The following is a 15,227-nucleotide window of genomic DNA, read 5'->3' as shown; positions in this document are numbered from 1 at the left end:
TAACCCGACGCGTGAGCGGACGGGTCGCACGCATTACCCCAACGCCGTGAACTATTTTTAGGCTGCAAATTCCAGCATTTGCGTTTCGTAGCTACGCTCGCCAGAGCGTGGATTGTTGGCGTCCATTGCGAATCACCACCTTCTGGCGAAGGTAGCTACCAGAAAATCGTTCACGGCGTTGCGCATTACCCGGTGCCTTACGGCCCACGGCTCACCATTTCGATTAAATCAACAGCGTGCTTGCACCGCTGAAGTTCGGGCAAAACGGGGTGGGGGCTACCCGCTTCGGGGGTGCGTCCGTGGGGGTCACTAACGCTAATTTGCCGGAGTCTGTATTATAAGGCGTCTCAGCAATCGCGTCGCTGTTCCCCCTCTTCTGTTTTTGTCCCGCCTCTTCCGTCCCGGCTGTTCTACCGCGAGATTTTTGACATGGATGCCATCCTGAAAGGACTCACTGAGTCGCAAATTCAAGCGGTCACCCATATTGATGGTCCGATGCTGATCCTGGCGGGCCCTGGGTCGGGAAAGACACGTGTGGTCACCCACCGAATTGCCTACATGATTTCCCAAGGCGTCTCGCCTTCGCAAATCGCGGCGGTCACGTTCACCAACAAGGCCGCGGACGAAATGCGGTCGCGTGTCGACGCGCTCGCGCCCGGCAAGCCGGTTTGGATGGGGACGTTCCATCGTTTTTGTGCTCACTTGCTTCGACGCTACGCACCGCTTGTTGGATTGTCGGAAAACTATTCGATTTACGACACGTCGGACTCGAAACAGGCGATGAAGCGGGCGATCCTGGCCGCCGAAGTCTCCACCAGCCATACGTCGCCGGAACAAATCACCTCGATCATCAGTAACGCAAAAAACCGCTTGGTTACACCCGAGATGATGTTGGCGGCGTCCAGCCGCACAGGAGACGCGGTTGCTGCGAAAGTCTATCCAGTCTATCAGCAGCAATTATTGACGGCTAACGCGGTCGATTTTGACGACTTGCTATTCCATGTCGCGATCATGTTGCGGAACAACCCTGAATTGCGAGGAGACCTCGATTCCCGGTTCCGCTACATCTTGGTCGACGAATACCAAGACACCAATTTGGCTCAGTACGCGATCGTCCGAGGATTGTCGATCGACAACGCCAACTTGTCAGTAACAGGTGACCCGGATCAATCGATCTACGGGTGGCGTGGTGCTGACTTGAACAACATCCTTGACTTCGAAAAGGACTATCCGGCGGTCAAAACCGTTCGTCTCGAACAAAACTATCGCAGCACTCCGAACATTTTGCGTGTCGCGGATCAATTGATTCGTCACAATCGAAAGCGAAAGCAAAAGGATCTGTACACGCACAACGAGGAAGGTGATCCGGTTGTGTTGCGGATGTACGAAGACGGGTACCAAGAAGCCGACGGGATCGCGGACGAAATCAGTAACGCGATCCGCGCCGAAGGGATGCGTCCGCGTGACTTTGCGATCCTGTGCCGGATGAATGCGTTAACTCGGTCGCTCGAGCATTCGATGCGAAGTCGTGGGTTGCCTTACCAAATCATCAACGGCGTCGAGTTTTACCAGCGAAAAGAGATCAAAGATCTGCTGGCCTATTTGCATCTGATCAATAACCCCAGTCACGATGTGGCATTTCATCGCGTCGTGAATGTGCCAACCCGTGGCATCGGTGCCAAGACGGTCGAGCGACTGCGTGGTTATGCGGATCGCAACCAAGTTCCGATGTTGGAGGCGGCCCGCAACGTCTACCAAATCGACGGGATCGCTAAACGATCGGCAACCTTTGTCACGCGATTTGTGGAGATCTACGATCGATTGAGCAAAAAGTCATCGGCAACGCTCGAGGACTTGCTGCGTTATCTCGTCGAAGAAACGAAGTACGAAGCGTACCTAGAGAAATCGTCGGTCGATCAACAAGACAGCAGTGCGATCGGCAACGTTGACGAATTCATCTCGGCTGCGGTCGAGTTCGATCGACAACATCCCGAAGATGGAACCCTCGAAGCGTTCTTGGAACAGGTGGCTCTGGTCGCGGACACGGATGCGTTTGAGGATTCCGATGACCGCGTGACGCTGATGACACTGCATGCTGCAAAGGGTTTGGAATTCCCCTGTGTCTATATTGTTGGCGTGGAACAGGGGCTATTGCCTCATGCACGATCGATGGAAACCGAATCTGGTTTCGAAGAGGAACGCAGGTTGTTGTTCGTGGGGATCACACGGGCGATGCAACGATTACAGCTGAGCGTTTGTAAGCGGCGGACGGTGCGAGGGGACACGCGGCCTGCGGTGCCAAGTCCGTTTTTGAACGAATTGCCACTTGATGAACTGAAGAAAGTGGAAAGCACCGTCGATCGCGACTGGTTCGACGAAGATCCGGATGCTCATGGCGGCTATCCCGAGTCATGGGATCTGCCGGACGAGAGCGATGACATCGCGGGCGACGACACGGGGCCAACGGTGCACGAGTCGCCTGCGACGGCTTATGATGAGGCGTGCCAGTTGCCTGAGGCGGAACTGGCCGAAATGGTGGAAACAAAGAAACGAAAGTCGACCAAAGTTGCGGGATTAAAGACCGCTGCTGAAATGCTCGACAGCGGTTTTCCTCCGGTCACTGCCTACCGCGAAGGCACGCAGGTGCGGCACACGGAATATGGGCACGGCACGGTGGTCTCGATCACCGGGCGAGGCCCGAAGCGAACTGCGACCGTGCGGTTCGATGATGGTGAACACAATTTCCGCTTGGCGTTCGCGAAATTGGAAGTCATCGACGACTAACGGGCTAGCGCCGGGATGACGCTTGGTAAAACGTTAGCAAAATGAGGCCCGCGGCTAGTGGGCTGTTTATTTATCGAGCCGTGACGCGTGAGCGGCCGGGTACCACGCACTACCCGGTGCCTTACGGCCCACGGCTTTTATGTCGATTAAATTAACAAGCCGCTAGACACGGGTTCTTCACTACCAAACCGGGGCTAGTGCCCAAACGGCCAATTTGAAAAATGCGGAAGACGTGCTAATTCCGTTGCGTAAGTACAACGGACGAAAGTCTTGACGACTTCCGCTACGGAGAGACTGTTACCCGCAACCAAAATCAATATGGTGTGCGGACTGCGTTGATTTTTGTAAAGTTGGCGAGCATTCAAGTCCGCAAACACACCCGCAATTTACGTCCTCAACCATTTGAATCGAAGTTTGTCATGAGCGAAAACGAATTTAGAAATACCGATGCCTTGGTGGGCGTGATTATGGGCAGCCGCAATGATTGGGAGACGATGCGGGCGGCCGCGGAAATTTTGGACGAGCTGCAGATTCCCAACGAGCGTCTCGTGGTTTCGGCCCACCGGACGCCAACACGGATGGTTAATTATGCGACGCAGGCCCAAACGCGAGGACTGAAGGTGATTATTGCAGGGGCGGGTGGCGCCGCACACTTGCCCGGCATGGTCGCTTCGGAAACGAATTTGCCGGTCATCGGTGTGCCGGTACAAAGCCGAGCTCTGCAAGGTCTCGATTCGCTGCTGTCGATCGTGCAGATGCCAGGCGGAATTCCCGTTGCGACGATGTCGATCGGCACATCGGGCGCCAAAAACGCTGGCATCTTGGCTGCTCGAATTTTGGCACTGTCCGACGAAGCGTTGGCAAAACGTTTGGAAACGTTTGTCGAGAATCAAACCGCTGCGGTCCTCGAATCGGCGGAGCTATAGAATCAACGTGAGCGAAACCACTTTGAAAAACGATTCTGAATTCAAAATGATCCTTCCGGGCCAAACGATTGGAATGGTCGGCGGCGGTCAACTCGGCCGCATGTTCGCCATCGCTGCAACGCAGATGGGCTACCAAGTCGTCGTGTTCTGTGAGACCGAACAGGAACCCGCGGCGCAGATTGCGCATCACTGTGTCTTTGGTCGGCTTAACAATATGGATGCGGTGGAAGCGTTCGCGACACAATGTGACGTGATCACGTTAGAGTTCGAGAATATTCCAGCCGCGACGATCGCGAAGTGCCAAGAGTACGCGCCGACGTATCCGTCAAGCGATGTGTTGGCGACCGCGCAAGATCGTTTGCGTGAAAAGACGACGCTACAAAACGCTGGGTTGCCGGTTGCCCCGTTTGTGAAAGTGGTGGACGCAGAGTCGCTGGCCGAGGCAGCAAAAGTTGTTGGTTTGCCTTTGATTTTGAAAACTGCACGCAGCGGCTATGACGGTAAGGGGCAACATCGCATCACCACACTGGCTGATGCGTCGGATGTCGATTGGACATTGTGTGACGAATGGGTGGCCGAACAACTGATTGCGTTTGATCGCGAAGTTTCGGTCATGGTGGCGAGAACGGCGGACGGTCGCACGTCCACATTTCCCATTTTTGAGAACGATCATGTCAATCATATTCTCGATGTGACAATGATTCCGGCTACCCTGTCCGATACAGTGCGTCAGCAGGCATCTGAGATAGCGATCACGGCTGCGGAAGCACTCGACGTCGTGGGTCTGTTGTGCGTGGAGATGTTTGTCATCTCAAGTGAAGGTGGCGAGCAAGTGTTAATCAACGAGGTTGCACCGCGGCCTCACAATTCAGGTCACTTAACGATCGAAGCTTGTCACACCAGCCAATTTGAACAGCACGTACGTGCGGTCTGTGGGTTGCCACTAGGCAATACCGAAATGGTTTGCGGTGGTGCTGCGATGGCAAATTTGTTGGGCGATGTGTGGGGTGACGAGACGCAAACGCCACCCTGGGATGATGCTCTTGCCGTGGATGGAGTGAAACTGCATTTATATGGCAAGGTTCATGCAAAGCCGGGACGCAAGATGGGACACCTAACATGCGTCGGCGAAAACCGTGACGCTGTGGTTGAAAAAGTCCGCGAAGCGCGACGTCGGTTAACGCCTTCGTCGTAGGCCGCAATGACCTATGACGCTAATTCGAATGCGGTATTCGTCACTAGCGCATTTCTACTTTTGACGTAGCTAAGCAGGCCATTATAAGTCATTCCACATATTGATTTGAGCCGACGGCGTTAGCCGCGGGCATGTTCAATTCAATGTTGCCGGGACCGCGTCTAGCGTCGTCGGCTCACAAAAGAATCGACGTTTCACCGGTATATGGCGAACGACCTGCTTAGTGTTGCGTTTGCGGTGGACCACGTTCTGGCGAACGCAGCTACAGCTTAGATCCCACATCATCGGTCAAATCGCTCTAATCGTTTCGAGGCTGATCTAACGGCGGAACGATTCGGGAGTGGTGTTGGAAACCGTGCTAAGGTAGAGCGTTTCCGCGCCGCGACGTTCGGGTTTTGGACGCAGCAGTTCGGCAGCCGCTTCGAGTAAGTCGCGACGACTGACTTGGCCGAGCAATTGACCACCTTCAATAATCGGCAACCGGCGATATGGCGAATTGAGAAACATCTGTGCGATGCCAAGCAGATCGGTGGTCGGCGACGCCGTCAGCGCTTCTTGGTCCATGTAAGGGCCGATTTGCCGTGCCAACGCGGCGTGTCGCAACGTGTCGCTGGCGTGATTCGCCTTTGACCGCTCGACGACTTCACAGGCTAATCGGTATTCCGCACGAAGTACATCGCGTCGACTGACTTGACCCGCCAGCCGTTCGCCTTGCAATACGGGCAAACGACGGTAAGGGGTTTCTTGGAACTTGTGAGCGACATCCAGTAACGAATCGTCTTCGTGAATGATTCGATTTCGATCCAAATTCATGTATTGGTCGACGCTCGTGCCAGGAAGTTGATCATGCAAAGCCGCAATCAGCGCTCGCATCGCCGTCTTTTCTGAAAAGATCCCAAGGTAATGACCTTGATGATCGACCACTGGAGCTCCCGAAATTCGACGGCTCAATAGATGATCAATCGCCTCGAACACATCCATTTCGGGCTTGATCGTGACAAGTTTGCTGATCATAAATTCGCGAACGCGAGTGATGTGAAGACCTTCCGTTCGAGCCGCTTCGACGGGTTCGGTGAGCGCGTTCATGCAACACTTTTCACTGAACACACCAACATAACCGCCATCGGATCCAAGTACTGGAGCACCTGAGATGTTGTCTCTCAGCAGTTTTGCAACGCTGTTCAAGACATCGCATTCAGGTGTCAACGTCACTAGATTGCGACGCATGATATCGCTTGCGGCCTTCACTTCGTTCATATCCAAGCCCTTGTTAATTAGAAAAGAGACAATCCCGTCGACGGGATTGAGGCGGGGGTTTGATTCCAACCTAACGCGTGGCGAGGCTTAAAGTCAAACTATTACCGCAATTCGGCTTGTGAAACATTGCGCAAGCGGGTGGGAACGAAAACAGCACAAACGATGTTTCCATCGCCTGTGCTGTTCGTTTTCAATCAAATTTTGGTTGAATTTGACGCCGTTAAGATTGCCTAAGCCTAAAAGGTGACGTTAACCACGTCTTCGCCCTTTAACGCTTCGTCGTCCCGAGTGGGTGCCGCAGGTTCGGGTGAACCATTTTGTTGTGGTGACGATTCAAGCATGGTGTCCGAAGCCGGTGCGGTCATGAACGACTGCATTTGTGGAGCCGAAGGATCGAACTCGCCAGTGGTCAATGGCGACGGCATCTGCACATCGCTTGGGTTGCGACGTGGAGTCAAGTGACGACCGGTTTCGTACGCATCCTGGTAGGCTCCTGGTGCCCATTGGCCTTCGGAAAGTTGTACTTGGTTGTAAGCCAGCAAAGAGCCTTTTTGACGATGGAAGTCTCGGATGGCAAGGTTGTAGTTGGTCAGCGAAGTATAGAACTCAGCCTCGGACGTCACCACTTGCCGTTGGGCTTGCAACAGGAAGTTGATGTTGTCCGTCCCGTCGCGGTAACGGCGACGCAGGACATCCACTTGTCGTTGGTCAGCGAGGTAGCGGTTGTAGTTGGTTTCCAACAACTGGTGCGTCAACATGATTTGACGGGCCGAGTCGGAGAGATCGTGACTGACTCGCAGTTCGGTTTCCGCGAGCACCGCACGTTCACGACGCAAGTTTAGGTTTGCATGGGCCACCGCCGCACTGGCGGCACGCAAGCCCACGGGGAGATTCATTTCCACGCCCGCTTGCCATTCTTGGTAATTGCCGCTTGTGATATTGCCGTAAAGGTTATCGAACGCTTCCTTGTCGCTGTCACCGATCAAATGATCGCCAAGTCCACGGAAACGGTATTTGCCGAGGAAATCCAGACGAGGACGTCGATTCAGACGTGCGGCGGTCAATTCCATCTCACGCCGTTTCAGATTGAATCGTTGACGTCGAACCTCGACACGACGGGTCAGTGCTTGTCCGAGTGCACTATCCCAGTCGAACACGACGCGGACGTCGGTCGGGGTGGTGGTTGGTTTTAGCAAACGTCCGTCACTGGCGGGCATTCCGATCAGATAACGCAGGCGTTGCTCACGTGTGTACAAACCCTCGGGACCGCCGAGTGCTGCCTCGACTTGAGCACGGAACTGGTAGTACTGCGATTGAGCTTGGGCTTCTTCGTCGCTTCGTCCCGCACCCGCTTCGAGACGGACTTGTTGGTACTGGAACGTTTGTAATGCCGCGTCACGTCCTTTGACGTTGGCTTCGAGCACGCGATAACCGACCGACAAATCCCAGTAAGCTTGCTCGACATCGGCAACCAAACTGATCACTGCGGTTTCAAAATCGGCCAATGCGACATCTTCGTTGACGCGTGCAATCAGGACACCGTTGTACTGCCCGATTCCCGAATTGGGACCGGCAATGCGGTTAAACATTGTTCCCGAGCCTTGCATCAAAGGTTGACGATATTCGGCTTCGAGAAAGCCAGCAAACTCACTACGGAATGCACGGTTAGGCCGGTTGCTGTCGGTGTAATTGACGTTGTGACGCAATGCAAAACTCGCACCTTGCGCGGTCTGTTTCGACAATTCGGCTATGTACGTTCCGTAGTCTTCTTGCAATGCCCTCGGGGTGAACTGTGCATTCAAGGAACCGGCCAAAATGTTCTGTGGCTGGTCGGCGTTGCTCCAAAACAGTTGCTGCGAGAACTGAGCATCAAAGGCCGAGAGAGCCGCTTCGGTCCCGGTCAGTGGATTAGCGTGTGCCAACGCGGGATCAAATGTCGTGCTGACGCCTTGGGGGTTGGTCACCAAGGTGCCGCCGATTGATCGTAGCACGGGGCTCTGCTGGACCGCTAACTGAATCGCTTGCTCGAGTGTCAGCTCTAATGCTGGAATTTGCGACGGATCTTCGAGAGCCAGAGGTTCGGTCGCTTGCTGGGCAGCTTCCGACGGCGCCGTGGCACATTGTTGGACTTCCGGGTACTCGATCCGCATCGCGAAGTCATCGTGATACGACGTTTTCGTATCATGGGGACCGTCCTTGATCCGGTCGAACACACCACAGCCAACGCTGGTGATCGAGGTGGCTCCGAGCAGCATTGCAAGCAGGGCAGCTCGACGAGATTTACGCCACGAGGTTTTCAGACGATCGCTGGCTCGGCAAAGCGAGGATGCCGGAGCCTGCGTAGCTAAATGGATGTCTCGGTTGCGTCGCATGGCCAGATTCACTTGAGTACGCCGCACTCTCTTTCGTCACCCGTACAACACAAGCGATCGTGCGAAAGATTATTGGCGGTACTAGCGATATCGACCGGATTGCCGAAACATCTGGAATGATCGGGCTACGAATTGAGCCTGCAAATAGAGAGGAATCCGCACAGCCAGAAAAGTCGTGTTGGACTTTGCCGGTTAGCGAAACGCCTACGGCACCCCCGAAAGATCGGGTCGTGCGGGGAGGCGCCAAATACCATCGCATTTACGCGAGATTTGACCTCCGCTCAGCAGACGGACGCGAGCGGGTGAAATGACCTAATACTGCGTCAGACATGAAATATCGGGTTGCCGGTAGTGGATCTTGCTAAAGATCCTCGTACACCCAAGACACAGGGAGCTTTAGCAAGCTCCACTACCCTAATATTCAACCGCGACAGTAGTTTTCCGCCGCTCGAGCGTGCAAAACGCCGGCGTCAACAGCCAGAGCCCAGGGATTAGGCCATCGCGGGGACGCTCGAACGCGATCGGGAAAGTTCCCAGGCACCGAACATAACGACGGTGAAGCATAAATCGCCCGCAACGGTGAAACCAAAGAACGGAATCGCGTTGATGTAACAGGCGGCGAATCCGGCGATCGACAGTGGGTACCAACCCGCTAGAACCAATCCCAGATTGCTGAGCACGAAAAAGACAGTTGATGCGGTAAGCGATGCCGTAGGGACTTTCCACAGTCGGCTGGTTCCGCCAGCTTTGGTCAACGCACGACCAATGGGAACCGACGCCGCGATGCCTAGATAAACGAACACCATCGAGACAGGATTGTAGAAGCCAAGTCCCGGGATTCCTGCGAGATGGCCCACTCCATCGCTCAATCCCATCACGGCCAAAGGCACCAAATAGGCTCGCCGGCCGGACAGATAGCTACCCGCAAACAAGCCTAAAGCGGCGACACAGGCAACATTGGGGGGATGCGGCAGAAAGCGGCTCGCGGCAACAGCCAAAATCATCAGGTAAAACATCGGGCGAGTCCAAGAGCATTTGGTAAAAAGGGCAGTGTGTTGTTGCTTTGTTTTAAACGCTTTGCTGCGAAATCGCCAGAGGGGAAACGGGAAGCGGGGTGGGAAAGGCAAGCAGGGCAGGTGGCACGCAATCGACGCGGTTCGTGCGTCGACCAAAACGCCCCGTTGCCGTCAAATCTGGGGGGGCAAACGCAAAAAAGGCCCCAACGCAAAAGGGCCAGACTTCTACGGTGTTGATACACCTCAGAGGCCTGGCCCTTCGATTTCAGCTAAGAAATACGTCGGCAAGAAAATTCAACGGTACTATGGGAAGGCAACGATGACGCCGGTCACGGCGGCGGCTTCGGCTACCACGGCACGTCGTTCGTACGGTGGACGCTGCAAGTAAGCAGGTGCACATGAACCACTGCGGTAGTACCCGAGTGTGTAGTCGCAATCGCAGGGGTGGTCGATTGTGGCGAGGTAGGGCAGCATCGGTACCGTCGTGAAAAACCGCATTCCCGCGATCATCGGGGTCAAGTGGGGGCAGCGTTCGTGACCATGCCGTTCCAGCATACGATCTTCGAAGTACAGCGGATGCGAGAACGTATTCGGTGCATCCCAAGCCTTGGTCGTCCAACTCCAGGACGGATCACGCTCAATACCTTGTTCAGGTAATGCCATAATCGGCGATCCCTCATCCGAGCGGAAACCCGCGGGAATACGCCCATTGCCGATATTTTCGATCGAAGTACTTGCGGCCGCAATCGAAGGCAACTCAAGCCGTCCGCCGACCACTTCGGGGGTGCGATACGAGATATCGCCGTCCATCAGGCTGTTGCGGCCTGCCGAGCTTTTTGCACTAGTGTCATTTGGCCGTTGAGCAATTCGGTTGGAATTATCGATTGGATCGACATTCAACGCGTAGCTTTCGACACGTTTAATTTTGGCGGGCGTTTTGACAACGGTGGCGGGCGTTTGTCGTGCGGTGTCGATCTCGCTCGACACCACTACGCCGTCGGATTTCTGAGCAATGCGAGTTTGCTCTCCAAAATAAGAAGGCAACGCACCAAGCTGAACTGCCGCGTGTTCTTGGATTTTCTGAGCATCGCTCTTTTGGGCGACGTTCTGCTTTGCATCCAAAATACCGCTGCCGAATATCTCATCGGTCCAGGCCACAAAGTCATCGCTATCTGTTTGCTCGAAGACCGGAAAACCATCGAGTTCAGCGACTTGGACTGAATCGGGTTGATCGGCCAAGGCGGTGGAACAAGTCAATATCACGCCCGACATTAGGCTTTTAATAAAGAATTTCCGCTTTGTGTTTCTTGACTGCATCGGCTAGCTCCCTCGGCTGAATCGTGGACGGGCCAGTCCGTTTTGGCCTCGTTCTGAATCCTCCGCGGAAAAGCAGGAGGTCCAGTTGTATGGATTCGACCGCTAGACGCTAAAACAACAGTCGCACCACTCGAGCCCGGCATAACCGGTACGATGCGAATGAGCGGAACCTGGGGCTGCGTTGCAGCTAAGAATTGGGGTTGGTGGTAGCGGAAGTCGTCAAGACTTTCGTTGTATTTACCCGCCGATTCGAAACTCGCGCGCGAGTTCCGCTACCTCAAAAGCACTAGGGCAAAAAAGATCGGTTGATGGCAACCGCTAATCTTTCTTTGCGTCTTTGTCAGCCGCCTGCTTGGACGCTTCGACAAAGTCAAGCGAGGCACTGTTCATGCAATAACGCTTGCCTGTCGGTTCTGGGCCGTCATCAAAAACGTGCCCGAGATGGGCGCCACATCGCGAGCAGTGCACCTCGACTCGCGTGTAGATCAATCGCCAATCGTTTCGAAATCCAACGACCTTCTCGGATTTGGGTTGGTAGAAGCTAGGCCAACCAGTTCCCGATTTGAACTTGGTTTCGCTGTCGAACAACTCTTGTTCACAGACGACACAGCGGTAGGTGCCCTCTTTTTTGTTGTCCCAATACTTGTTGCGGAAGGCGGGCTCGGTAGCCTCGTTCTGAGTCACATCGTATTGCATTCGGTTCAGCGAGCGACGCAACTCCGATTTGCTCTTGGGTGTATAGACCGGCTCGGCTTCACTGGTGGAACCAATTTTTGCGTCATTGTCTGCCGAGACTTTTGTCTCATCCGCAGGAAGCGTCGAAATCATCGTTCCGCAGAGAAATAGGGCGAGAAATGGCAGAAGGGTTAGGCGGGGTGTCATTGGCGGGACTCCGGGAAATTCGTGGTGACAACATCTATTATCATCATCCACCCGGGGCAATGGCAAGCTTTGTTTCGGCAAATTGCCGGGCGGGACCGATGAGCAGCAGTACAGGGCCAGCCCCCCCTCGCAAGAAGACGCCCCTGATAATCAGGGCCAATTGGCCGTGAAATAACAGACTCAGCTGGGCCGTACCAAACGCTGTGAAGCATTTTTTCTTGTAGAGTTTGTGCTAATTTAGCGTAGCGGAAGTCGTCAATACTTTCGTTTCCATGATGTATGCCCCCGAAACTCTTGACGAGTTCCGCTACAAGAAATGCTTCACAGCGTTCGGCGGCGCCGCGTCGGTTTGCCTCAGTGCGACTCCCCCCTCGGTTTCGGGGAATGGAACTTTTGATTGCCCGCCGAACTCAAATGATTAAGTGGCCAAGTTGATTCGACACTTGCGATGACGAAGGATTGTTCAGGCTTTTCTAGCGAGGAACCAACGTCACTCCTTCGCCTCGCCACAGCACGCGGAGGTCGTCGTCACTCCAAGTTTCGCGGCCGATGGAGGGATCGCCGACATCAAGTAACCGATCGTCTTTGCGACCGAACAAAACGATCGAATGGCGGAAGCCAGGATCCCAGCCATACCGTTTGACGTAGATGGGATCCGCTCCATATCGAGGCAATCCGACCACCAACGCAGCGGGCCAGGGTCCTTTCGTCAACAGGCTTTCGACGTCCGTTTGCAACACCTGGGGGCGGAATCCTGATGACGTCGTCGCCAAAGAAAGTCCCCGCCACAAACCAAGCGACGGTGTCCCGCGTGCATCCGTTAGACAATGATTGACCATCTCAGCTTCGGTCGTTTCGATGCCGACAGCTCTCAACAAGGTTGCCCCCGCTGCTGCGCTGCATGTATTTGTCTGTGTTTGAATACAAACTTGGTTTGCATCCCACTGATTTGCTCCCTTCACCGGTCGAAACACGGGTTGCAAAACAGGTTGAAACAGGGTCGCAAGTGCCAACACGGCCATCAAGGAAGCGGCAAGAACACGTCGCCACAGCGGACGATTGGGCAATCGGTACGCCGCACCGCTGGCGACCGCCAGCGCGAAAACGGTCCAATTCGCAAAGATGATGGCAGATGACATCGGCAGTATCGTTGCCCACCCCATGCGATCCTTCGTGACGTACAGCAGCACAAACGAAACCAGCACGGCGATGCCCAAGACAACTGACGGCACGTTGGATTGTGTCGCCACCGACGACTCCGAATCGTGCACAATGACGGTTGTTGGGCGAAGCAACCATGCCACCGCGACGATCAGACACGCAGCAACGACCGTGGTGATTGTCAAGGCGATGATCAAATCCATGACGTTGCCTCCGTTGTTTCGCTGCCTCTGTTGTTTCGTTGGGGGATGCCATCTATTGTAGTGCACCGCGACGCCCCCATTATTGCAAAACAATATTCACCAAAATTGCTCGATCCTGATGTCTTCCGTTCAACTAATCGAACTTTCGAAACAGTACCGTCGCAAGACGGTTTTGGAGGGTTTGTGTTTGGATGTTGAGGCGAATGAGTACTTGGTGCTGCTCGGAAAAAGTGGTTGTGGCAAGACGACGACCCTGCGAGTGATTGCGGGGATCGAGTCGTCCGACGGCGGCCGTGTTGTTCTCGGAGGTGAAGACGTCACCGGCAAAAAGCCGCGTCAGCGAGACGTTTCGATGATGTTCCAGGGTGACGGTTTGTACCCGCACCTATCGATTCGTCAATCGTTGGCCTATCCGTTGAAAGGAATTGTCGATAGGGCGGAAAGCGAAGCACGCATTGCGCGAACCGCCGATCGTCTTGGACTCGAATCAATTTTGGATCGTCGCCCGGAAAACCTTAGTGGCGGGGAATTGCGGCGAGCGGCGCTGGCAAAGTCGGCCGTGCGGCAGGCGGCAGTCCGGTTGTTGGACGAACCGCTGTCGGCACTCGATGGATCGGCCCGTTATCAATTCCAACAAGACCTGATTCGCTGGCACGGCGAGGTACCGGGTACCACGATCCATGTGACGCATGATGGGGACGAAGCGATGCGAATGGCCGATCGAATCGCGGTGATGGATGCGGGAAAAATCGTGCAAGTCGGCAGTCCCGAAGAAATCTATCACCATCCCTCGTCGATCAGGGTTGCAGAGTCGCTCGGCTCGCCGCCGATCAATGTGTTTGCTGCGGCACTTCGCGGCGGGCAGCTGATATCGCCGCTAGGCACGCCAACATCTTTCGATCAAGTCTTGCAGTTCGAGGGTGATGTCAATGTCGCAATCCGACCGGAAAGTTTCAAGATCGCGACCGAGAATAGCTCGGACGTAGCGATCACGGTGAAAGCGACTTGCCGTTGGCGCCAGGATTTTGGCGGACGCTGCCACGCCCGCTTTGAGCTGGCTGACTCGACAATCAACGCTATCCTCGAGCGTGATTGCGATGTGCAAGTGGGCGACGCGATCATGCTCGGTGTCAAACGGTGCGATGTCCACCTGTTTCAGAAAACCGGCGAGAGAATCAACGTTGCATAACGCCGAGAATCATTGAGCAAAAAATTGCCGATCTAGGATTGGTGTACCAATTTGCGAAATGCTTCGTTTAACTGAAGCGTGATCGGTCCGGGCTTTCCATCGCCGATATCGCGGTTGTCGATCTGGACAGCAGGGATTACCTCTGCGGCGCTGCCGGTCAAGAAACATTCGTCGGCAACGTAGATGTCATGCCGTGTCATCGGAGCCTGGCGAGTTTCGATGCCTGCTTTGATCGCAAGCTCCAGAACCGCATTGCGAGTGATGCCTTCGAGAATGCCCGCATCGATCGGTGGTGTGGTCAAGACGCCGTTTTTGACGACGAAGATATTGTCGCCGGTGCACTCTGCGACTTCGCCTTTGTGGTTCAACATCACCGCTTCAATGCAACCTGCATTAAGGCCTTCGATCTTGGCCATGATGTTGTTCAGGTAGTTGAGCGACTTGATGCGTGGGCTGAGAGCGGCAGGGTGATTGCGGATCGTCGATGCCGTCACCAACTTTAACCCGTCGGTGTAGTGGCTTTCGGGATACAGCGTGATCTTGTCGGCGATGATGATTACTTGCGGATCATTGCAACGAAACGGATCGAGTCCGAGCGGCCCCGCACCACGCGTGACGATCAGCCGAATGTAACCATCGGTCAACCCGTTTTCGTTGACGGTGGCGTTGACGTCTTTCGTCATTTGCTCGATCGACATCGGGACTGTCAAAGCGATCGCGCGAGCCGATTCCCACAGCCGCTCGAGATGTTGCTGCAAGCGAAACACAGTGCCGCTGTAGATTCGCATGCCCTCAAAGACACCATCGCCGTAAAGTAGTCCATGGTCAAAAACGCTGATTTTGGCGTTTTCGCGGTCGAAGTACTGGCCATTGATATAGATTTTGCGATTCATATGTACAAGAGGCTATGGGAATGGATGAAATT

At 54.6% G+C, this 15,227-nt stretch carries 11 protein-coding genes; 4 read left to right on the top strand and 7 right to left on the bottom strand.

The window, feature by feature from the left end; genetic code table 11:
- Window positions 1-429 precede the first annotated feature (429 nt).
- From SH528x_RS19960 to SH528x_RS19950, 3 genes are all read left to right on the top strand, one after another.
- Window positions 430-2,784, top strand: a complete 2,355-nt coding sequence (locus SH528x_RS19960; protein WP_442505213.1) for an ATP-dependent helicase — start codon at window positions 430-432, stop codon at window positions 2,782-2,784.
- 419 nt (window positions 2,785-3,203) lie between these two features.
- Window positions 3,204-3,710, top strand: a complete 507-nt coding sequence (gene purE / locus SH528x_RS19955) for a 5-(carboxyamino)imidazole ribonucleotide mutase (RefSeq protein WP_442505212.1) — start codon at window positions 3,204-3,206, stop codon at window positions 3,708-3,710.
- A 46-nt stretch (window positions 3,711-3,756) separates the two neighbouring features.
- Window positions 3,757-4,905 (top strand): 5-(carboxyamino)imidazole ribonucleotide synthase, encoded by a 1,149-nt coding sequence (locus SH528x_RS19950; protein WP_442512144.1) that lies wholly within the window; start codon window positions 3,757-3,759, stop codon window positions 4,903-4,905.
- Window positions 4,906-5,223: 318 nt separating this feature from the next.
- On the opposite strand, the gene SH528x_RS19945 is transcribed toward SH528x_RS19950, so the two are convergent.
- The 6 genes from SH528x_RS19945 to SH528x_RS19920 all read right to left on the bottom strand — a co-directional run bounded on the left by SH528x_RS19945 (window position 5,224) and on the right by SH528x_RS19920 (window position 13,113).
- Complete coding sequence (locus SH528x_RS19945; RefSeq protein WP_442505211.1) at window positions 5,224-6,162, bottom strand: CBS domain-containing protein; 939 nt, start codon at window positions 6,160-6,162, stop codon at window positions 5,224-5,226.
- 236 nt (window positions 6,163-6,398) lie between these two features.
- Entirely contained in the window at window positions 6,399-8,534 is a 2,136-nt protein-coding gene (locus SH528x_RS19940; protein ID WP_442505210.1) for a TolC family protein, read from the bottom strand.
- Between the two features lie 491 nt (window positions 8,535-9,025).
- Window positions 9,026-9,550, bottom strand: a complete 525-nt coding sequence (locus SH528x_RS19935) for a DUF6580 family putative transport protein (protein WP_442505209.1) — start codon at window positions 9,548-9,550, stop codon at window positions 9,026-9,028.
- A 303-nt stretch (window positions 9,551-9,853) separates the two neighbouring features.
- The gene (locus SH528x_RS19930; protein WP_442505208.1) at window positions 9,854-10,867 is read right to left on the bottom strand and encodes a hypothetical protein; all 1,014 of its coding nucleotides are present in this window, start codon (window positions 10,865-10,867) and stop codon (window positions 9,854-9,856) included.
- 318 nt (window positions 10,868-11,185) lie between these two features.
- On the bottom strand, window positions 11,186-11,749 hold the full coding sequence (gene msrB / locus SH528x_RS19925; protein ID WP_442505207.1) for a peptide-methionine (R)-S-oxide reductase MsrB: 564 nt from the start codon (window positions 11,747-11,749) through the stop codon (window positions 11,186-11,188).
- 473 nt (window positions 11,750-12,222) lie between these two features.
- The gene (locus SH528x_RS19920; protein ID WP_442505206.1) at window positions 12,223-13,113 is read right to left on the bottom strand and encodes a cysteine peptidase family C39 domain-containing protein; all 891 of its coding nucleotides are present in this window, start codon (window positions 13,111-13,113) and stop codon (window positions 12,223-12,225) included.
- Between the two features lie 118 nt (window positions 13,114-13,231).
- Between SH528x_RS19920 and SH528x_RS19915 the strand changes: the two genes are divergently transcribed.
- Window positions 13,232-14,302, top strand: coding sequence for an ABC transporter ATP-binding protein (locus SH528x_RS19915; protein WP_442505205.1), 1,071 nt, complete (start codon window positions 13,232-13,234; stop codon window positions 14,300-14,302).
- A gap of 32 nt (window positions 14,303-14,334) precedes the next feature.
- Here SH528x_RS19915 and ilvE read toward each other — a convergent pair whose 3' ends face one another.
- Window positions 14,335-15,195: a branched-chain-amino-acid transaminase gene (gene ilvE / locus SH528x_RS19910; protein ID WP_442505204.1), complete on the bottom strand. Its 861-nt coding sequence runs from the start codon at window positions 15,193-15,195 to the stop codon at window positions 14,335-14,337.
- Window positions 15,196-15,227: the final 32 nt, after the last annotated feature.

The organism is Novipirellula methanifontis (assembly GCF_052161655.1).
Classification (GTDB): Bacteria; Planctomycetota; Planctomycetia; order Pirellulales; family Pirellulaceae; genus Novipirellula.
The sequence above is the reverse complement of the archived record's forward strand: the minus strand, read 5'-3'. Positions and strand labels throughout refer to the sequence as shown.